At 66.2% G+C, this 18,143-nt stretch carries 18 protein-coding genes and 1 tRNA gene; 5 read left to right on the top strand and 14 right to left on the bottom strand.

All coding sequences use genetic code 11. The features are described 5' to 3' along the window. Positions 1-68: 68 nt before the first annotated feature. The 6 genes from IL252_RS02845 to IL252_RS02820 all read right to left on the bottom strand — a co-directional run bounded on the left by IL252_RS02845 (position 69) and on the right by IL252_RS02820 (position 5,096). Positions 69-506, bottom strand: coding sequence for a transcription elongation factor Spt5 (locus IL252_RS02845; protein WP_153553970.1), 438 nt, complete (start codon positions 504-506; stop codon positions 69-71). A gap of 4 nt (positions 507-510) precedes the next feature. Further along, on the bottom strand, positions 511-690 hold the full coding sequence (locus IL252_RS02840) for a protein translocase SEC61 complex subunit gamma (protein WP_015763884.1): 180 nt from the start codon (positions 688-690) through the stop codon (positions 511-513). 108 nt (positions 691-798) lie between these two features. Further along, positions 799-1,017 carry a hypothetical protein gene (locus IL252_RS02835; RefSeq protein WP_208626545.1) on the bottom strand — a complete coding sequence of 73 codons (219 nt, stop codon included), beginning with the start codon at positions 1,015-1,017 and terminating at the stop codon, positions 799-801. 87 nt (positions 1,018-1,104) lie between these two features. Further along, positions 1,105-2,274 (bottom strand): cell division protein FtsZ, encoded by a 1,170-nt coding sequence (gene ftsZ / locus IL252_RS02830; RefSeq protein ID WP_015763882.1) that lies wholly within the window; start codon positions 2,272-2,274, stop codon positions 1,105-1,107. A gap of 102 nt (positions 2,275-2,376) precedes the next feature. Next, positions 2,377-3,738, bottom strand: a complete 1,362-nt coding sequence (locus IL252_RS02825) for a D-aminoacyl-tRNA deacylase (RefSeq protein WP_208626544.1) — start codon at positions 3,736-3,738, stop codon at positions 2,377-2,379. After that, complete coding sequence (locus IL252_RS02820) at positions 3,738-5,096, bottom strand: sodium:calcium antiporter (RefSeq protein WP_208627363.1); 1,359 nt, start codon at positions 5,094-5,096, stop codon at positions 3,738-3,740. Before IL252_RS02820 ends, IL252_RS02825 begins: the two co-directional genes overlap by 1 nt. Positions 5,097-5,267: 171 nt before the next feature. Between IL252_RS02820 and IL252_RS02815 the strand changes: the two genes are divergently transcribed. The 5 genes from IL252_RS02815 (at position 5,268) to IL252_RS02795 (ending at position 9,688) form a co-directional block, all read left to right on the top strand. Continuing rightward, positions 5,268-6,065, top strand: coding sequence for a shikimate dehydrogenase (locus IL252_RS02815; protein WP_208626543.1), 798 nt, complete (start codon positions 5,268-5,270; stop codon positions 6,063-6,065). Positions 6,066-6,120: 55 nt separating this feature from the next. Beyond that, positions 6,121-6,588: a DUF4332 domain-containing protein gene (locus IL252_RS02810; RefSeq protein WP_170094961.1), complete on the top strand. Its 468-nt coding sequence runs from the start codon at positions 6,121-6,123 to the stop codon at positions 6,586-6,588. Positions 6,589-6,708: 120 nt separating this feature from the next. Further along, complete coding sequence (gene pabB, locus IL252_RS02805; protein ID WP_208626542.1) at positions 6,709-8,184, top strand: aminodeoxychorismate synthase, component I; 1,476 nt, start codon at positions 6,709-6,711, stop codon at positions 8,182-8,184. After that, entirely contained in the window at positions 8,181-8,828 is a 648-nt protein-coding gene (locus IL252_RS02800; RefSeq protein ID WP_208626541.1) for an aminodeoxychorismate/anthranilate synthase component II, read from the top strand. The genes pabB and IL252_RS02800 overlap by 4 nt, the downstream gene beginning before the upstream one ends. Continuing rightward, positions 8,813-9,688, top strand: a complete 876-nt coding sequence (locus IL252_RS02795) for an aminotransferase class IV (RefSeq protein WP_208626540.1) — start codon at positions 8,813-8,815, stop codon at positions 9,686-9,688. The genes IL252_RS02800 and IL252_RS02795 overlap by 16 nt, the downstream gene beginning before the upstream one ends. Positions 9,689-9,693: 5 nt before the next feature. Here IL252_RS02795 and IL252_RS02790 read toward each other — a convergent pair whose 3' ends face one another. The 8 genes from IL252_RS02790 to IL252_RS02755 all read right to left on the bottom strand — a co-directional run bounded on the left by IL252_RS02790 (position 9,694) and on the right by IL252_RS02755 (position 17,739). After that, positions 9,694-10,104 (bottom strand): hypothetical protein, encoded by a 411-nt coding sequence (locus IL252_RS02790; RefSeq protein WP_170094957.1) that lies wholly within the window; start codon positions 10,102-10,104, stop codon positions 9,694-9,696. Between the two features lie 36 nt (positions 10,105-10,140). Beyond that, on the bottom strand, positions 10,141-10,437 hold the full coding sequence (locus tag IL252_RS02785; protein ID WP_208626539.1) for a hypothetical protein: 297 nt from the start codon (positions 10,435-10,437) through the stop codon (positions 10,141-10,143). Between the two features lie 156 nt (positions 10,438-10,593). Then, positions 10,594-10,666 (bottom strand) — tRNA-Gln (locus IL252_RS02780). Positions 10,667-10,781: 115 nt separating this feature from the next. After that, positions 10,782-11,213, bottom strand: coding sequence for a metal-dependent transcriptional regulator (locus IL252_RS02775; RefSeq protein WP_153553959.1), 432 nt, complete (start codon positions 11,211-11,213; stop codon positions 10,782-10,784). A gap of 31 nt (positions 11,214-11,244) precedes the next feature. Then, positions 11,245-11,724, bottom strand: coding sequence for a ferritin-like domain-containing protein (locus IL252_RS02770; protein ID WP_208626538.1), 480 nt, complete (start codon positions 11,722-11,724; stop codon positions 11,245-11,247). A 302-nt stretch (positions 11,725-12,026) separates the two neighbouring features. Then, positions 12,027-13,583, bottom strand: a complete 1,557-nt coding sequence (locus IL252_RS02765) for a PKD domain-containing protein (protein ID WP_208626537.1) — start codon at positions 13,581-13,583, stop codon at positions 12,027-12,029. 69 nt (positions 13,584-13,652) lie between these two features. Beyond that, the gene (locus tag IL252_RS02760; RefSeq protein ID WP_208626535.1) at positions 13,653-15,554 is read right to left on the bottom strand and encodes a glycosyl hydrolase family 18 protein; all 1,902 of its coding nucleotides are present in this window, start codon (positions 15,552-15,554) and stop codon (positions 13,653-13,655) included. Positions 15,555-15,756: 202 nt separating this feature from the next. Then, a complete protein-coding gene (locus IL252_RS02755; protein ID WP_208626534.1) occupies positions 15,757-17,739 on the bottom strand; it encodes a glycosyl hydrolase family 18 protein in 1,983 nt (660 codons plus the stop codon). Positions 17,740-18,143: the final 404 nt, after the last annotated feature.

Genomic DNA, 18,143 nt, shown 5'->3' with positions numbered 1-18,143 from the left:
AGCAAACGATCCGCGACCTCACTTCGCTCGGTCGCGGTGAATCGGCGACTTCGTCGCCGAACACTCGCTTACCGCTCTTCGGAGTCCAGCACGCGAATCTGGTCCCCGCGGACCGTCACGGGAATCGGGACCGTCGCCTCGTACAGCTCGACGGTGACCTGGTCTTTGCCCTCGTCGATGCGCTGGACCTGGGCCTTCTCGCCTTTGAACGGGCCGGCGATGAGTTCGACGATGTCGCCCTCGGCGATCCCCTCCACGTCGGGTTTCGGCGAGAGGAAGTGCTCGACCTCCGACAGCGAGGACTCGCCGGGGACGACGCCGTTGGCGTGGGGGATCTCGTCCAAGATCCGCTCGAAGACGCTGGCGTCGTCGGCCTCGACCATGACGTAGCTGGTCAGCGAGTCCGGCGCGAGGGCGGCGTGGATCGACTCCTCCTCGCGGCTGATGATCATGTCTGCGACGGTGCGCTCCTGACTGGCCGTGGTTTTGACTGCGTAGATTCCCATAGTATCACGCTGGCGTAGAGCCGGGGACGACCGACATCAACACGAAGATGACGAATCCGATGAGTCCGACGAGTACGATGCCAGCCCCCGCGATGAGGGCGACCCTGGAGAACTCCTCCCAGGAGGGCGTGCTGGCGAGCTTGAGCACCCGCACGTACGAGGTGAGATCGTAGGGTACGTCCATGCCGACCGGTAGCCACCGGGGGCTTTTCTATATTGTGGTCGGCATTTCGCCGCGGCGTCGCCGGTCACGTGACCCGCGACGCCGCTCGGCCGCCGTCGTTCCCGTTGGCTACTCGACCCGCTGGCGATAGAGCAGCTCCGGGAGCCCACGCCACAGGACGACCAGCAGCGCGACGATCACGGCCATAGATAGCCCGTAAAACGCACCCAGAACGACGCCGTCGACCAGCTCTATCGCCGAACTCGACAGGAGTATCGCCGCGTACAGCACCATCATCGAACCGACGAAGGTCGCCCAGCCGCTCCGCGTCGTCGGTGCAGACACCATACTGTCGTCTTCACGAGCGGTCGAAATAGTACTTTCGTCGCGCTGGCAGCGAAAGAACCGTCTCGCGGGCGAGTCGCTCGTCGGGGACTACTCGACGTAGTCGATGTCTTCGCCGAGTTGCTGGGCGGCCTTCTCGCGTTCGGCCTCGCTCTGGCCGTAGATCTGCGGGCTCTCGACGCCGGTGACGACGATCATGGTCTCCATCTTCCCCTCGAACTCCTGGTTGACGCTCGCGCCCCAGATGATGCGAGCGTCGGGGTCGATCCGGTCGTAGATCTCCTCGACGACGCCCTCGGCTTCTTCGATGGACATGTCGGGGCCACCGACGACGTTGACCAGCGCGGAGTTGGCACCGTCGAACTCCACGTCCAGCAGCGGCGAGCGCAGCGCCGAGCGGATCGAGTCCTGGGCCTTGTTCTCGCTGTCGGACTCCCCGAGGCCGATCATCGCGACGCCGCCGTTCTCCATGATGGTGCGAACGTCGGCGAAGTCGACGTTGACGAGGCCGGGCTTAGTGATCAGTTCGGTCATCCCCTTGACCGAGCGCATCAGCACGCGGTCACAGATCTTGAACGCGTCCTGCAGCGGCATGGAGGGCGCGTAGTCGAGCAGGCGGTCGTTGGGGACGACGATGACGGTGTCGGAGACGGCACGGAGGCGTTCGAGGCCGGCGTCGGCGTTGGCGCGGCGTCGCTCGCCCTCTGCAGTGAACGGGATGGTGACGATCGAGATCGTCAGCGCGTCGGACTCCTGTGCGGCCTGTGCGACGACGGGGGCGGCACCGGTCCCGGTCCCGCCACCCAGTCCAGCGGTGACGAACACCATGTCGGAGCCGTCGATGGACTGCTGGATGTCTTCGATGTTCTCCTGGGCGGCCTCTTCGCCGATCTTCGGGACCGAGCCGGCACCGCGGCCGCCGGTGCGCTTCTTGCCGATGAGGATCTTCGTGTCGGCCTTGACCTCGTCGGCGAGGTGCTGGGCGTCGGTGTTGGCAGCCACGAGCTTCGCGCCGTGGATTCCCTCTTCCATCATTCGGGTGACCGTGTTGCCGCCCGCGCCCCCACAGCCGACGACGGTGATCTTGGTTTCGAGGTCCTTGACCACGTCGGCCAGCTCTTCGTCGGTCATCGTCCCAGACGTGTTCGTGGCGTCTGGCGTGGTCGAACTCTGGTCCTGGTCGGGCCCCTCAGAAGCGGGATCGCCTCCCTCCCGCTCCTCCTCGGCCTCGTCGATTGCGTCGTCGATTATGGAGTCCATAATTTGAACGCCGATAACAAACGAGCGCTTATTAGTGTTCCCCTGCTGTCTGACGACTGGCTGACGTATTTCGACGGCGGCGGCCGATTCCGGGCCGAACAGTTACGCAGACCGGACTTCTGGGAGTTCGAACTCGTCGACGCGCTCTCGGACCACGTCCGCGGGGTCGACGGTCTCGCCGTCGACCTCGACCGAGTGGCCGGCCGATAGCTGGCCGAACTTCGGGCCTTCGGGCACGCCGCACTCGCGGGCCAGCGACGGGTCAAAGGCCGTTTCGCGCGCCCGGAGGCAGTCGCCGTCCCGAACGACCTCGTCGTACGACTGTGCCAGGACCGCGGTGAGCCCCTCGACGATTGGCTCGCGGTCGTCGGGCGCTGGCAGCGCCACGGGGCCGACGACTTCGGTCCCGTTCTGTTCGGTGTCGAACGCCAGCGCCGTCTCGGCGACGACCGCTCGGGTCCGTTCCCGGTCGATCCCGCTCGCTCTGGCCAGCAACTCCCCAGACGGGTCCCAGACGACGAAGTCAGCGTCGTGGGTTCTCGCGGGCTCGCCACACCGGAGGCCGTCGTCGATAGGTCTGATCGCGGCCTCCAGTCGCTCGACCAGGCCCAGCGAGACGCCGCTGGTCTCGCGGACCCACGTCTCGTCGACGACCCGATAGCCGAGGGCTTCGATCGTCTCGCGCAGTGCCAGCCGCTCGGCCTCCAGCAGTGCGTAGTCGGCACGGCTCTCCTCGAAGGCTCGCTCGATCACGGCCCGGTTGTCCCGTGGATCGCCCATCGCGTCCAGCGCCCAGTCGGCACCGACGTGGCCGATCGCCCAGTCGGTCTCGCGCAGGACGCGCTCGAACCTGGGGGCGTAGTGGCCCCCGCCAAAGCCCACGAGGTGGCGACGCGTCCCGTTCTCTCGTGGTGTGTCGGGCTCGGTGTCTTCCAGCGCGAGGATCGCCCGCGCGACTGCCCGCGCGGCGTCGGCGTCGTCCCACTGGGGCTCGTCGCTCCCGACTTCGACGAACATCGAGGGAGCGCCGACGACGCTGGGGCCGTGGTGGGTCGCCTCCATCCCCACCTCGTAGCCCTCGGGCGCGAACGATTCGAGCGCCTCGACGACCCTGCGGTGTGCGTTCGGGCAGGCTCGGGCGAGGACGCCGTCCGCGCCGCCGAACTCTGCCGGCCCGAAGTTGCCCGTGTGGTGTGCGGTCAGGAGCGGCCCCGTCTCACCGGCGTGGCGCGACGCGAAGACGAGCAGGTCGGGGTCGTCGAAGGCCGCCGCGACCGATTCGAGGTCGAGGTGGATCGCGTCGAACGTTCGGAGTTCGATCCCGTCCCGACGGTAGACGGTGCCGCCACCGTCGCCGTCTGGCCGCTCTTCGTCGACCGTCTCTGTCCACTCGACCAGATCGAGCAGCTGTTCGCCCACGTGTTCGGAGGCCGAGTCCGATCGCGAGACGACGACGGCGAGCATCAGTCCGCGAACTCCTCGTGGACGGTCTCACGGTCTGTCGCGTCACGGACCGCGTCGGCGGTCAACCCGAACAGCAACTGCACCGACTGGCGACGCTTGATCAGCAGCGCCGTCCCGGCGACCATGTAGACCGCAGTGTAGACCAGCAGGAGTTCGTAGCTGTCGACGGGCAGGGCCAGCCACTCGCGGATCAGGACGAATTCGAGGAGTACCTGCGAGATGAACAGGCCAAAGAGGACGAGCGCCTCGCGGATGCTGATCTCGAAGTTACTGAGGATCGCCAGCGCGAAGTACGACTGGGCGGCGGTGATCCAGATTTCGGCGGCCTGCTTCGCGTCGAACGGCAGGACGCCGTAGGCCCCGTACGAGATCGAGAACACGACCGAGAGAGTCCCGATCAGCAGCGTCCACTGGTTGAGCTTCGAGGAGATCAGGGCGTTGAACCCGGCCGTCGAGCGGGCCTTGTTGACTAGCACCGCGACGACGATCAGCTCCGGCGACTCGCTGGCCAGGGGCGCGACCCACTGGATCATGAAGAACTGCGGGATCCCGTTGTCGATCCCGATCTGTTCGAGTCCGTGGGCGAACGGCTCGACGGCCGTGAAGATCACGACGCCGGAGTAGACGAACAGCACGATCACGGACAGGGGTCGCCACGGCAGCGGCCACTGCTGGAGGTACCTGGGGACGCCGACGTGTTCCTCGCCCTGTTCGATGTCGGACTTGAGGATCAACGCGATGTAGGCGACGTAGAGCCCCACGAGGACGACCGTATCGAGGATGTCGATGCCGCCGCCCAGTGGCACCAGGAAGGCCCAGACCGTCGCGGCAAAGAGGAACGTGATCTCGGTCGCGATGTCGGTGTCGAGCTGGACCGAGTCGCCGAGCCATCCCTCGCGGTCCTGGACGGCGGGGTCTTTCGTCTCGAAGGCCCGCCAGACGGTGAATACGGCGATCCCGGCCCAGCCGATCCCGATGAGGATGCGGTTCGCGCCGGTCATGTTGGCCACGGCGAGGTTGGCGTCGTGGCAGGCCCCGGCAAGCGCCGTCTCGCCGGCCTCGATAGCGGCCGGTGAGAGCGCGTTACAGGCCTCGGTCGTCGCGCCACCGGCACCGGCGTTCCAGGCGTACAGCGCGTCGACGGCGTACTCCGGTGCGACGGCCAGCACCGCGAGGACGGCGATGGCGAAGGCACGCGGCACGTCTTTCTCCGCCGTCTCGGCTCCCCACGCCAGCAGGAAGGACGCACCGAGGACGGCGATCCCCGTCAGAGCGACCTCCGAGAGGGTGCCGAGGTGGACGACGCTACCGGCAAGCAGACCGACGCCGACCAGCGTGTTGTAGACGAACAGCACCATCCAGGGGGCTGTCAGCCCGGCTGCGACTCCGATCTGGACCAGTGGATGACGAAGGCGGCTCACTACCACACCCCTGGATAGGTCCGTCCGAAAAGCTTGCGAAACGGCCGGCGAGTGGTCGTCGGTCGTCGCGACCGTGTCTTTGATATCCACCGCGCGTGCCCAGGAGGTATGGACGTGTTCGGTCTGATCGGGAACCCGGTGGGTCACTCGCTGTCGCCGCCGATGCACGAAGCGGCCTACGAACAGCTCGACATGGACGCTCGCTACGTCACCTTCGAGCCGGACGAAGACGCGGCCGCCGCCGCCATCCAGAGCGCCCGGACGCTGGGAGTCACGGGGCTGAACGTCACGATCCCGTTCAAGCAGGCGGCCTTCGAGGCCGTCGACCCGGATCCGCTGGCCCAGCGGATCGGCGCGGTCAACACGGTCGATCTGACCGGCGACGAGCCACGCGGCTACAACACGGACGCCGTCGGTGCCGTGCGCGCGCTCCGCCGTCACGACGTGGCCCTCGACGGCACCGCAGTCGTGGTCGGTGCGGGCGGTGCCGGTCGGGCGGTCGCGTTCGGGCTGGCCGACGAGGGGATGGCCGTCCGGATCGCCAACCGAACCGTCGAGCGCGCTCACGACCTCGCCGCGGACGTGCCGGGAGCGACCGGCCACGGACTCGACGAACTCCACGACACCGTCGCCGACGCGGACGTGCTGGTCAACTGTACCAGCGTCGGGATGGACGAGGACGCGACCCCGGTGCCGGCCGACGCCCTCCACGGCGATCTGTCCGTCCTCGACGCCGTCTACTCGCCGATCGAGACGCGACTGCTCCGGGCGGCCGACGCCGCCGGTGCGACGACCGTCGACGGCGCGTGGATGCTCCTGTTCCAGGGCGTCGAAGCGTTCGAGCGCTGGACCGGTGTGTCCGCACCGGTCGCGGCGATGAACGACGCACTCCGGGATCGCCTGTGAGAACGTTGCCACTAACCCGGAAGGTGTTAAGTGTCGGCGACCAGTAGCCCCCCACATGGGTCTGTTGCAGAAACTGAAATCGGCACTCGGGCTCGACGCTTCGGGGTCGCCGTCCGCCGGGGCCAACGCTCCCCAGGATGTCGACGTGACCGTCGAGCGCGAGCCGTCGACGGAGTCGGAGGACGCCGTCAAGGGGACCGACACTGACACCGCAGAGGCAACGCACGACGCGGACGACGAGACTGAATCAGAGACCGTCGGCGAGCAGGCCGACGCGGACGACGAAGCCGAGACGACTGCGACGCCCTCCACGGAGCAGTCCGACGACGAGCCGTCGGTCGAGAACGACGCCCCAGTCACCGAGATCAAAGGTGTCGGGCCGGCCTACGCTGAGCGACTGGAGAACGCCGGCATCTCGACCGTCTCGGAGCTCGCGGCGGCCGACGCCGACGAACTGGGCGAGGCGACCGATCTCTCACCCAACAGAGTCTCCGGGTGGATCGAACAGGCGAACTCCTTTTGACGCTGCCGCCAGTCGCCGCTTCCAGCCGTCGCCGGAGTCGCGGTTTTCTCACAGATCGACAGCCGACGGCGTGACCGTCGACCGCAAGGGAATTATCTGCTGGACACGTCCTGTTCGGTAATGCCCACTGTCGTCACCGACAGGGACGCGTTCCGCTCGGTCGCCGCCGACGCCAGTCCCGCGGCCCGCGTTCCCGTCGAGGTGCGCGTCACCGTCTCGGACCCGTTCGCCGCCTATCGACGCGCACGCGACGGCGACGGGGCCGGCGGCGTCTATCTCGGGACGACCGGCGGCCAGTCCGGCTGGGGCTATTTCGCGACGATGCCCGCGGACTTCCACGAGGTCGGCCCCGGCGAGGCCGACTCGCTGGCCGCCCTGGCCGACGCCGTCGACGCCGACGACCTCGCCCGTGGCGACTGCGACGTTCCGTATCCGTGTGGGGTGATCGGGTGGCTCTCCTACGACGTGGCCCGCGAACTGGAGACACTGCCCGACGACGCGCTCCGTGATCGTGCGCTCCCGCGGCTCCAGCTCGCGACCTACGACCGGATCGCCGCCTGGGAGGAACCCCGCGGCGACGAGGTCACACTCCGCGTGACCGCGTGTCCGCGCCTCGACGAGTTCGAACGGCCGGCGCTGGCCTACGAGTTCGGTCGCCAGCACGCGCTGGAGCTGGCCAGGGCCGCCGTCGACGGCGATTCGTCGGTCGGCGACCCTCCCTCGGCGGCCGACGATGCACGGTTCGAGAGCGACTGCACGCCCGAGGAGTACGCCGACCGCGTCCGGGCCGTCCAGGACGCTGTCCGTGACGGCGACACCTTCCAGGCGAACGTCTCCCAGCGCCTCGTCGCCCCGGCGGCCGTCCACCCCGTCGCGGCCTTCGACGCCCTCCGGACGGTCAATCCGGCCCCCTACTCGGCACTGGTGGAGTTCCCCGGCGTGGACCTCGTGAGCGCCAGCCCCGAGTTGCTGCTCCACCGCGACGGCGCGGTGGTCGAGACGGAGCCGATCGCCGGCACGCGCCCGCGAGGTGACACGCCAGAAGACGACGCCGACCTCGAAACGGAGCTACTCGACGACGAGAAAGAGCGGGCCGAACACGCGATGTTGGTCGATCTCGAACGCAACGACCTCGGCAAGGTCAGCCAGTTCGGCAGCGTCGAGGTGACCGACTACCGGCGGGTCGACCGCTACTCCGAAGTGATGCACCTCGTCTCGAAGGTCGAGGGCCGCCTGCGCGACGGGATGGACCTCGCCGACGCCGTCGCCGCCGTCTTCCCCGGCGGGACGATCACTGGTGCCCCCAAACCCCGGACGATGGAGATCATCGACGAACTGGAAGCGACCCGCCGCGGCCCCTACACCGGTTCGGTCGGGATCTTCGGGTTCGACGACCGGGCGACGCTGAACATCCTCATCCGGACGCTGGTGCGCTACGAGTCCCGGTACTACCTCCGGGTGGGCGCGGGAATCGTCCACGACTCCGTCCCCCGCAAGGAGTACGACGAGACCCTCGCGAAGGGACGGGCACTGATCAACGCCGTCGACGAGGCACTCGACGCCGACGCCGAGATGACCGTGGAGGCCGAGCGATGAGCGTCGCGCCGACGATCCTGGTGATCGACAACTACGACTCCTTCGCCTACAACCTCGTCCAGTACGTCGGCGCGGTCGTCGAACGCCTCGGCGGCGGTCCCGACGACGTGCTCGTCCGGCGCAACGACGCGGTCTCGATCGCGGAGATCGAACGCCTCGACCCAGACGGGATCGTGGTCTCGCCCGGCCCCGGAACCCCCGAGGCGGCTGGCGTCTCGATGCCGATCTTCTCGCGGCTCCAGTACCCGACGCTCGGGGTCTGCCTGGGCCACCAGGCGCTGTGTAGCGCCAACGGTGCCGAGGTGGGTCACGCGGAGTCGGTCGTCCACGGCAAATCCTCGACGGTCACCCACGACGGGACGGGCGTGTTCGCGGACCTGCCCGATCCCTTCGAGGTCGGTCGCTATCACTCCTTGGCCGTCGAGCGAACCGCACTGCCCGACGTGCTCGAAGAGACCGCGGCCACGGTTTCTGCGACCGACGGGGACCCCGGAGACGACGCCGAGGGCGACCGCCGCATCGTCATGGGCGTGCGCCACCGCGAGCGGCCCCACGTCGGCGTCCAGTTCCATCCCGAGAGCATCCTCACCGACGGTGGCAAGACGATGATCGAGAACTTCTGTCTCCAATGCAATACCACGTAAACGGCGATCTCGTTCCGGCGAGCGAAGCGAGCGTCTCCGTCAGAGACCGCGGCTTCCAGTACGGTGACGCGGCCTTCGAGACGATCAGAGCCTACGGCGGCGTTCCCTTCGAGTGGACGGCCCACCGCGAGCGCCTCCAGCGGACCGCCGAGACGCTCGGCTTCGGCGACGCAGTGCCCGACGACCTCCGGGACCGCGTCGAGGAGACGCTCGCCGCCAACGACCTCGACGACGCCTACGTCAAGCTCTCTGTCACCCGCGGCGTCCAGCCCGGGAAGCTGACGCCCGACGGGACGGTCGATCCGTCGATCGTCGTCGTCGTCCGCGAGCTTCCACGCGGCGGGACCGAGGGCGAGTCAGTCTGGGACGATCCGGCGGACGTACAGACGGTCAAGACCCGACGGGTGCCCGACGCGGCGCTTCCGGCCGACGCCAAGACCCACAACTACCTCAACGGAATCCTCGCTCGGCTGGAACTGCGCCGCGCCGCGACCGACCGCTTCCAGGCCGACGAGGCGCTGTTGCGCGACACGGACGGCCACGTCGTCGAGGGTGCCACCAGCAACCTCTTTTTCGTCACCGAGGCCGGCCTGCGAACGCCCGCCAGCGAACTGGACCTGCTGCCCGGCGTTACTCGCTCGGTCGTGATGGAGCTGGCCGACGCCGAGGACTTCCCCGTCGAGACCGGGACGTACACCGTCGACGACGTTCGCGAGGCAGACGAGGCGTTCCTGACGAACTCGACGTGGGAGATCCGGCCCGTCGCCACCGTCGACGGCATCGACGTGGGCACCGGACCGATGACGAAGCTCCTCCAGCGGCTCTACGACGAACGCGTCGAGAGCGAGTGCTACGAGTAACCCAGTTATCGCTCTCGTCGGACCCACCCGTCGACCGAGCGGGCGCTGGCGAGGTGGACGAACACGAACACACTCACGCCCGCCATGGCACCGGCAACACCACTCGTGGCGATCGGCACCGGAATCTTCAACAAGAGTATCAGCCCCCACAGGACGCCAGCGATGAGGCCGACGATCGCGAGTTTACGAACGCCGCTTCCATCGTTACCGTGTTCGTCGATCTGGCGGCCCAAGCTGGTGTGTTTGAACGGGCCCAGCGTGAGGAGGGTAACGGCAGTGCCGGCGAGGAACCACGGCCACGCGACGACCCGCGTCTGGACGTACGAGGACAGCCAGAGCATGAAGATGCCCATCAGGATGTCCAGCCACGTCGGCGGGTAGTCGGGCAGAAACTGCGGGTGACGTTCGAATCCCATCGATACAGTCCGTGTCTCACTCCTGGTGGATGACACTTACGCAGGCCGGACGTCGACGGCCTCGTAGACGCCCGCCACGTCGGTCTCTCGGACCGTCGCCGTCACTTCCACGCCCTCTTCGACGGCGCCGTCGGCGACGATGGTCACCGGTTCGATCGGGTCGCACCTGAGAAACGACCAGAGCCGTTCGAGCCAGCCCGGCTTGCCGCCCTCGCGACAGACGAGGACGTACCGCGACTCCGCCAGCGCCGCCAGCTCCGCGACCAGTTCGGCCTCGTCGAGTTCCGCCGGGCCGACGACGTGAATCACCTCGCCCGTGATCGTCTCGGTCATACTCTCACTCACCAGGCGGCGGGAATCTACCTTGCGGTCCGGGATGCAACTCTCGAACGGAGCCTCGGACGGATTCGAACTGCGAAGGCTCGACACCGCTCGCCTTCTGCTTCGAATCCACCGTGCGCTATTCGTCCTCACTTCGTTCGGACAGAATAGTCCCGGGCGGATTCGAACCGCCGTCATGGGCTCCAAAGGCCCATATGATTGGCCACTACACCACGGGACTTCACCTGGGTATTGCTCGGCGGTGTTTAATAGAATTGTCTTTGCGGTCGCCGTCCGCCGCAAGACTGGGGCGGGGCAGCCGGGTCGCGGCGCGTCTTCGGTCCAGATCGGCGGCGCTAGTCTGACGCCTCGGCTTCCAGTTCGATCAGTCCGCACACGTCGTCTTCGGCGTCGAAACAGTCCGGGCACTGCGGTTCCCGGTCGATGATCGTGTCCAGTCGCTCGGCGACGGTCTCGTCGATGACCCCCTCCAGTTGCTTTGCCTCGCCGCGGAACTCCTCGACTTCGAGCACTTCGAGGAGAAACCGCTCGATGATGCAGTAGTTCTGGAGGGCCTCGCGAGCGCGGTGGATCCCCTCGTCCGTGAGGTCGACGCCCTTGTACTTCTCGTGTTCGAGGAGATCTTGCTCTTCGAGTTTGCCGATCATCTCGTTGGCACTGGCCGGGCTGACTTCGAGCATGTCGGCCACGTCACCGGTCGATGCTGGGCCGTCCTCCTGTTCTTGGACGAGGTAGATGGCTTTCAGATACTGGTTAGCGGTGTTCACGTGGATCCCTCCGTTGGTGTCGCGGCGGCACTCATTCGCGTTCCTCCATGAGTTCGGTCACTTCCTCGACGCCGTCTGCTTCCTCGTCGCGGATGCGTTCGAGCGTCGAGAGGAGTCGATCTCGGTCGATACTGAACTCGGTCTCGGAGGTTTCGATCGCTTCGATCAGGTCGTCGTAGAACTTGTACGCAGTCTCCTCGTTACACAGCTGATCGTAGAGGACACCGTCGAACTCGTCGTCGCTCTCGTACTGGGCCTCGACGAGCGTCTGGATCTCGTCGAACGGCACCGTCTCGGCGTCCAGTTCGGCGATCAGCTCTTCGAGGGCGCGTCGGTGCTGTTCGGACTCTTCGGCGGCGTGGTCCAGCAGTCGATCGACCGCGGGATCGAGATCCGCCGAGACGCTGGCGTGCTTGTCGGCGCGCGCCTCGACGACCTCTTCAAGGACGACGCCGATCTGGAGCAGCCGCGCGAGCTGGTGGTCGGAGCCGACTGGTCGCTGGAGGCTCACGGTACCTGCCCCCGTCGGTCACGCGTCTGTACAGTCATAGTCGTTGCTCGGGGAGGCGGCGACTTAAGCGGTTCCCTCGCAGTTCTGTCCGTCCGTCCGGTCGTTCGAGCGCCAGAACGGGGTCCCGAAGGATCGAACGTGTCACTGACGGGTCTGTGTTACGGGCGGGTGACCGCCACCCGGGGGTGGGAACTCGCTCGCGGCGGTGACGCCTCGTGGCCTCATACCGCCGGCTGTCCGTCTGTAAAGAATGTTGCGACCCCGTGGTCGCACATATCTTGCAACAGTGCCAGCCGGCCGTATCAGTCCTCGTCGGACTCGAACGTCGCGAAGATCTCCGCCTGCTCGGCAGCACTGGACTTGTACAGCGCCCAGAAGCTCAGGAGTCCGAGATCCTCGTTTTCGGCCCAGTCGACGATGGCGCTGGCGTCGTCGGTCGTGAAGTTGTCCTCGCCGACGTTCGGCGTCACACCCAGCATCTCCCAGCGTTCCTGCTCGGATTTGTCCGGGTAGACGTTGGCCAGCCAGTCGACGGTCCCCTGTCCGGCCGAGGGGATGATCGAGGTGTAGTCGCCCGAGAAGCCCATGGTCATGATGTTGACGTAGGACAGGTCGATCCCCTTCTCGACGGCGTCGCTGACCATGTCCTTGGCGGGCGAGTAGTTGCGGTTCTCGATGCCGCCCTGTCCGGCCGGGACGGTGTAGGAGATCTTCACTTCGGGGCGCTCGTCTTGCAACATCGCGAGCGCCTCGTTGCGGATCTCGTAGACGCTGCCGTCACGGCCTGCCTCGTTGGCGTTCTCGTCGTCGATGTCGAGGTGAGTGACCCCGAGCGTGTCGAGGATGTCGGCGTAGACGTTCTTGAGCTCCGTCGCGTCGGTCGCGTCCCGTGCGACGGTGCGGCCGTCCCAGCCACCGATGGCGACCCATACCTCGATACCGTTGTCCTGGAGCGTCTGGATCTCGTCGGTGTAGTCGGTGAGCGGACGCTGGCCGCCGGAGGTGAGCCAGCCGGGGTTGACCTCGCCGTCGTCGGTCGCGTCGCCGACGAACGAAACGACGACCCGATCGGTGTCGACGTTCAGCGTCCCGTCGACGAGACTCCCCCACGTGCCCTGGTAGGGCGCGAACACGTCGTCTTCCTTCTCGGAGCCGCCACCGGTGTCGCCGACCGCGACGCTCACGGAGTCGCTGGCGGTCGCGCCAGCGTCGTCGCTCACCGTCAGCGTCGCCGTGTACTCGCCTTTCGCGTCGTAGCTTCTGGTGACGGTCTCGCCCGTCTCGGTGGTGCCGTCGTCGAAGCGCCACTCGTAGCTCGTGATCGAGCCGTCCTGATCGGCAGAGCCGGAGCCGTCGAAGGTGACCGTTTCGCCGACCTCCGGCGAGGAGGGCGAGGCCGAGGCGACCGCACTGGGTGCGAAGTTCCCACACGTGCCCACCAGCGTCCAGACGTTCTGGCTCTCGGCGGGTTCGGTGCCGCTGGTCCACCACTCGGCTTCCCAGAGCCGACCGTCGTAGATCACTCTGTCGCCGCCGGTGTAGGTCGCCCCCGAATCGTACTGGGGGAAGTCGTCGCAGTTCGCGCTGTCACTGTCGTCGCCGTCGTCTCCCCCGTTCCCGCCGCAAGCGCCCTCGCGCGTCCAGACGTTGGCGCTCTCGGACGGTTCGTCCTGGGTCCACCACTCGGCGGTCCAGAGTGCACCGTCGTAGGTGACCTGGTCGCCACCGGTGTAGGTGGTGTCGGCGTCCCACTCCGGGACGCTACTACAGTCTGCGCCAGCCGCGATGCCGCTGGCTCCGATACCGAGTGCTGTCAGTGCCGATGCCTTACGTAGAATGTTCCGTCGTGTCTGTTTCATTGGTGTGATAGTGTGACTCGTTCGTCAGCAATCGATTGGACGCGCCGAAAAAAATCGATGTGACCGGCGTTATGCGGTCCGGTTGATCGTGTCGAGCAGCGTCTCGTTCCAGTCCTGGGAGAGCTCCCAGAACATGACGCCCTGCATGCCACGCTCTTTGGCGAACTTGACCTTCTCTTCGATGGCCTGTTCGTCGTCGTAGCTGATGATCGTCTCTTCGTCCTCGTTGACGATGTAGGGGACCGCACCGGGGTCGTGGCGCTTCTTCGTCCAGCCGTCCGCGCCCTCGATGTTCTCTTCGAGGTCACCGAAGTCGAACGCGCCGGTCGGGTCAGCGCCGTCTTCGAGCTGATCGTGCCACGTGCCCTTCGGGAGGCCGCTGTAGCTGCCGTACATCTCGGTGCCGTTGAAGCCTCGGCCGTAGAACGGCAGCCCGAGGACCAGTTCGTCGTACTCGGCGGGCTCGGCCGGCGGGTACTCCCACTGACCAGGCCAGTAGCCCGTCTCGCCGTGGTCGCCAGCGTAGAGCTTGTCGACCGAGTACTCGACGAAGTACTGGGCGGTGTAGGTCTCACCGTACTGGCTGTTCTCCGTGGGGTGAGAGTCGCCGTACAGCGGCGCGTTCTGCCCCACGACGTCCATCCACGAGCCCGTGAAGTCGTAGGCCATGATGGAGGCGAAGTCACAGATCTCGCCGATGTCGCCGTGGCGGAGGCCACCGGCGTTCCAGTCCGAGCCACCGTTGGCGATGGATAGTTCGTAGTACTTGCCGTCTTCCTGGGCGGCTGCATCGAGCGTGTCGCGCAGCGCCTGCAGGAGGTCGACGTGGGTCTCGTAGTCCTTGTTGCTCCCACACTGGCACTTGCCCTGGGAGCTACCGGGGTGTTCCCAGTCGATGTCGATGCCGTCGAGGTTGTACTCCCGGAGGATCTCGACACACCGGTCGGCGAAGGACTGTCGGTTGCTCTCGGTCGCGGCGATCTCGGAGAAGCCGGTCGAGTCTGCCCAGCCACCGATCGAGAGCGTGATCTTGGTGTCGGAGGCCGCCCCGTCCTTGAGCTCCTTGAACCGCTCGAGGTTCTCGCGGTCCTGGTCGCTCATGATCGTCGGCACTGCCTTCTCTGCGTCGACGCCGAGGAACGCGTACTGGACGTGCGTGACCTTGTCGAAGGGAATGTCCTCGGGGTAGTAGTCGTACTCCGGCGTGGCCTTCCAGCCGGGGTAGTAACCGATGACCTTGAACTCGTCATCGGGGCCGTCCGGTGCCGGCATGACCGAGAGCGTCTCGGTGACGGAACTGGACGCGCCCTCGGCGTCCGTGACCGTCAGCGTGACCTCGTAGTCTCCGGCCTCGTCGAAGGTCAGCGAGTTCTCCGCACCTTCGACGGTGCCGACGGTCTCGATGTCCCACTCGTAGCTCAGGGAGTCGCCGTCGGGATCGGAGGAGCCGCTGGCGTCGAGGGTCACTTCCTCACCCGGCTCGGGCGAGGACGGCGAGACAGTGAAGGAGGCCTCGGGCGACTGGTTCTCGTCGCCGTCGCCGCCGTCGTCGCCGCCGTCGCCGCAGGCCCCTTCGAGGGTCCAGACGTTCTCGCTCTCGGCGGGTTCGGTCCCCTTGGTCCACCACTCGGCGGTCCAGAGCTTGCTGTCGTAGGTGACCTGATCGCCGCCCGAATAGGCCGTGCTCGAATCCCACGCCGATACCTCGCTGCAATTAGTGGTGTCGCCGCCGTCGCCCGGTGGCGTGGAGCCACAGGCACCTTCCTTGGTCCAGACGTTGGCGTCCTCGGCCGGCTGGGTGCCACTGGTCCACCACTCGGCGGTCCAGAGCGCACCGTCGTAGGTGACCTGATCGCCGCCGGTGTAGGTGGCCCCCGAGTCCCACTCGGAGACGCCACTGCAGTCTGCTGCTGTTGCGGTCGCACTGGCACCGACTGCCAGTGCCGACAGAGCCGTTGCCTTCTGTAGCATGTCGCGTCGTGTTTCTCTCATATATCGTGTCGTTCGGTGTCGTCGTGTCGTTTCGGTCGATGCTGCCGTGACGGCGGCAGGGCTATCGAGTCGCGCTGTCGCCCCCTTCGCCGTCGCTTCGCGAACAGCCCGTGGGTGACGCGTCAGTTACCCCCGTAATTGCGCGTCACCGCACAGGCCGGGAAACGCCGTGGAACCGCGACTATTCGTTGAGCGTGTTCCAGAGCGTGCTGATCAGCTCACCGTCCTTCGTGTCGCCGCCGATGGCCCACAGCATCGTCCCGCCGTACGGCGAGTCGCGGAGCCACTGGGCTTTCATCTCCATGGTCTCGACGGTGTCGTGGGAGATCATCTCGCCACTGGCCTTGTTGTAGCCACCGCCCTTGTCGGGGTTGTAGCTGTAGGCCGTCATCGCGTCTTCGTCGATGTAGGTCTCGTAGTCATCGCCGTCGATGATACTGGAGCCGCCACGGGAGCCACCGGCGAGGTCGTAGTACTCGTAGATACCACCGATGGTACCGAAGGTACCTTCGCCGCTGGCGTTGCCGTCTTCCCCGTCGAACTTCTGGAAGAGGCCGTCGTCTTCGCCGTTGCCCTCGCCGTCCGGGTCGTTGACGTTGCTCCAGCTACGTCCGTAGAACGGAACGGCCATGTTGAGCTGGTCCGGAGACCAGCCCTGCTGTTCGAACCAGCTGAGGGCGTAGGAGGCGTTCCAGGTGTCGGACTTCTCGAACGGGTTGTCCGGGTTCTCCTTGAGCGGTGCGTGATGGCGGGTGTACTCGCTCCAGATACCCGCGTAGTCGAAGGTCATCACGAGGATGAAATCGAGGATGTCCGAGAGCGCGTCGTGCTCGTAGTCGGCCATCGCTTCGGGGTCGGCGTTGACTGCGGCAGTGACCTCGTACGGCTCCTCGCGGCCCTCCTCTGCCGCCTTCTCGTCGAGACGGTCGCGGACCGCCTGACACAGCTTCGTGAAGTTCGGAATGTCGATTTCGGGGCGCTCGACGTTCTCCTTGTTACACGCCTCGCCACCGTCACCCTGACAGCCCCCGCCGTGGGGGAACTCCCAGTCGATGTCGATGCCGTCGAGGTTGCCTCGGTCGACCCACTCGGCACAGTGGTCGGCGAAGCGCTGGCGGTTCTCCTCGGTTTCTGCGGCGTACGAGAAGTACTCGGAGTCGCCCCAGCCACCGATCGAGAGCGTGAACTTGGTGTCTTCGTTCTCTTCGGCGAGCTCCGCGATGCTCTTTCCGCCGGGTGCGTCACGCCAGTCGGTGTTCTGGTCCCAGAACGCCTGCTGGCCGTGACTGTCGCCGACGAGGTTGACGGAGCCGTCCTCCTCCGGGCGCGCGAACGCGTACTGGACGTGCGTGATCTTGTCCAGCGGCATGTCGGACGGGGTGTACTCGCGGTCGTACTGTGCCCACTGTCGGTAGTAAGCGACGACTCGCTTGTCGCCGGGCTGCGTACCGCCCGCGGTGCCGACGAACACGGATCGAGTCGCGGTCGCCTCGTTACCGTCTGCGTCGGTGACGGTCAGCGTGACTTCGTAGGTGCCTTCCTCGTCGAGCGTGACCGTGTTCTCGACGCCGGAAATCGGACCCTGATCGCCGACCATCCACTCGTAGGACTCGATGTCGCCCTCGGAGCCGCTGGCGTCCAGCGTAACGTCCTCACCGACATCTACGCGCGTTGCGCTGGCGTCGATGACGGCGTTCAGGTCGGAGGACCCACCGTCGTCGCCGCCGTTGTCGCCGCCGTTGTCGCCGTCCTCGACGGCACGGACCTTCGTCCAGACGTTCGCGCTCTCGGAGGGTTCGGTACCCTTGGTCCACCACTCGGCCTCCCAGACGAATCCGTCGTAGGTGACCTGGTCGCCGCCGGTGTAGGTGGCGCTCGAATCGTAGGCAGGAATGTCGCTGCTGCCGCCGTCGGAGCCGCCGTCGTCGCCGCCGTCCCCGTCAGCAGGTCCGACCTTCTCCCAGACGGCCTCGTCTGCGCTCGGTGCCGTTCCTTTGGTCCACCACTGTGCTTCCCAGATGTATCCCTCGTAGACGACTCGGTCGCCACCGTTGTAGGTGGCGCTCGAATCGTACGCCGGATACTCTTCCTGTGCTGTTACCGCTGAGACGCCGGCCAGACCGGCCAGCGCCGAAAGCGATTGTAGATAGTTGCGACGTTGCATGGTTATTGTCGCGGCGGTGTCGACCGTTGGCGTGCCACCGTTGGATCTGTCCGTCCCACTACCGGGACGGCGTTCTAGTCCCCAATCCGCACCCAACGTTCTCTCACCCAGCCGCTGTAGGTACCACACACCTGCATACACTAAAAAATTCCGAAAATTAATATTCCCATACATGGAACGTCTGCCTACAATCATCTGAATAGCTGCGCCATTTTATAATGATAAATGATCTCTTCTCTCACTAACACGAAGTATGTGACACTTTCACTCACTACTGGCGTTGTCAACGCCCTTCTCGTTGCGTTCGTCGGTCTATCAGAGGTCCGAGCATCCAATCTGCTCTCCAGGCCGGTGGCAAGTCGTTGCCGCAGTCCTACACGATTGTTCACCCAGGAAAAACGCGC

Source organism: Halomicrobium sp. IBSBa, from assembly GCF_017612575.1.
Lineage (GTDB): Archaea > Halobacteriota > Halobacteria > Halobacteriales > Haloarculaceae > Halomicrobium.
Note: the sequence above shows the minus strand (reverse complement) of the source record. Positions and strands in the feature narration are given on the sequence as shown.

Excerpts from the sequence above, each read along its gene's own strand:
- IL252_RS02765 (WP_208626537.1), bottom strand. The coding sequence starts at position 13,583 with ATGAAACAGACACGACGGAACATTCTACGTAAGGCATCGGCACTGACA.
- IL252_RS02835 (WP_208626545.1), bottom strand. The coding sequence starts at position 1,017 with ATGGTGTCTGCACCGACGACGCGGAGCGGCTGGGCGACCTTCGTCGGT.
- IL252_RS02795 (WP_208626540.1), top strand. The coding sequence starts at position 8,813 with ATGCAATACCACGTAAACGGCGATCTCGTTCCGGCGAGCGAAGCGAGC.
- IL252_RS02760 (WP_208626535.1), bottom strand. The coding sequence starts at position 15,554 with ATGCTACAGAAGGCAACGGCTCTGTCGGCACTGGCAGTCGGTGCCAGT.
- IL252_RS02755 (WP_208626534.1), bottom strand. The coding sequence starts at position 17,739 with ATGCAACGTCGCAACTATCTACAATCGCTTTCGGCGCTGGCCGGTCTG.
- IL252_RS02845 (WP_153553970.1), bottom strand. The coding sequence starts at position 506 with ATGGGAATCTACGCAGTCAAAACCACGGCCAGTCAGGAGCGCACCGTC.
- IL252_RS02790 (WP_170094957.1), bottom strand. The coding sequence starts at position 10,104 with ATGGGATTCGAACGTCACCCGCAGTTTCTGCCCGACTACCCGCCGACG.
- pabB (WP_208626542.1), top strand. The coding sequence starts at position 6,709 with ATGCCCACTGTCGTCACCGACAGGGACGCGTTCCGCTCGGTCGCCGCC.
- IL252_RS02825 (WP_208626544.1), bottom strand. The coding sequence starts at position 3,738 with ATGCTCGCCGTCGTCGTCTCGCGATCGGACTCGGCCTCCGAACACGTG.
- IL252_RS02810 (WP_170094961.1), top strand. The coding sequence starts at position 6,121 with ATGGGTCTGTTGCAGAAACTGAAATCGGCACTCGGGCTCGACGCTTCG.
- IL252_RS02815 (WP_208626543.1), top strand. The coding sequence starts at position 5,268 with ATGGACGTGTTCGGTCTGATCGGGAACCCGGTGGGTCACTCGCTGTCG.
- IL252_RS02800 (WP_208626541.1), top strand. The coding sequence starts at position 8,181 with ATGAGCGTCGCGCCGACGATCCTGGTGATCGACAACTACGACTCCTTC.
- ftsZ (WP_015763882.1), bottom strand. The coding sequence starts at position 2,274 with ATGGACTCCATAATCGACGACGCAATCGACGAGGCCGAGGAGGAGCGG.
- IL252_RS02820 (WP_208627363.1), bottom strand. The coding sequence starts at position 5,096 with ATGGTGCTGTTCGTCTACAACACGCTGGTCGGCGTCGGTCTGCTTGCC.
- IL252_RS02840 (WP_015763884.1), bottom strand. The coding sequence starts at position 690 with ATGGACGTACCCTACGATCTCACCTCGTACGTGCGGGTGCTCAAGCTC.
- IL252_RS02785 (WP_208626539.1), bottom strand. The coding sequence starts at position 10,437 with ATGACCGAGACGATCACGGGCGAGGTGATTCACGTCGTCGGCCCGGCG.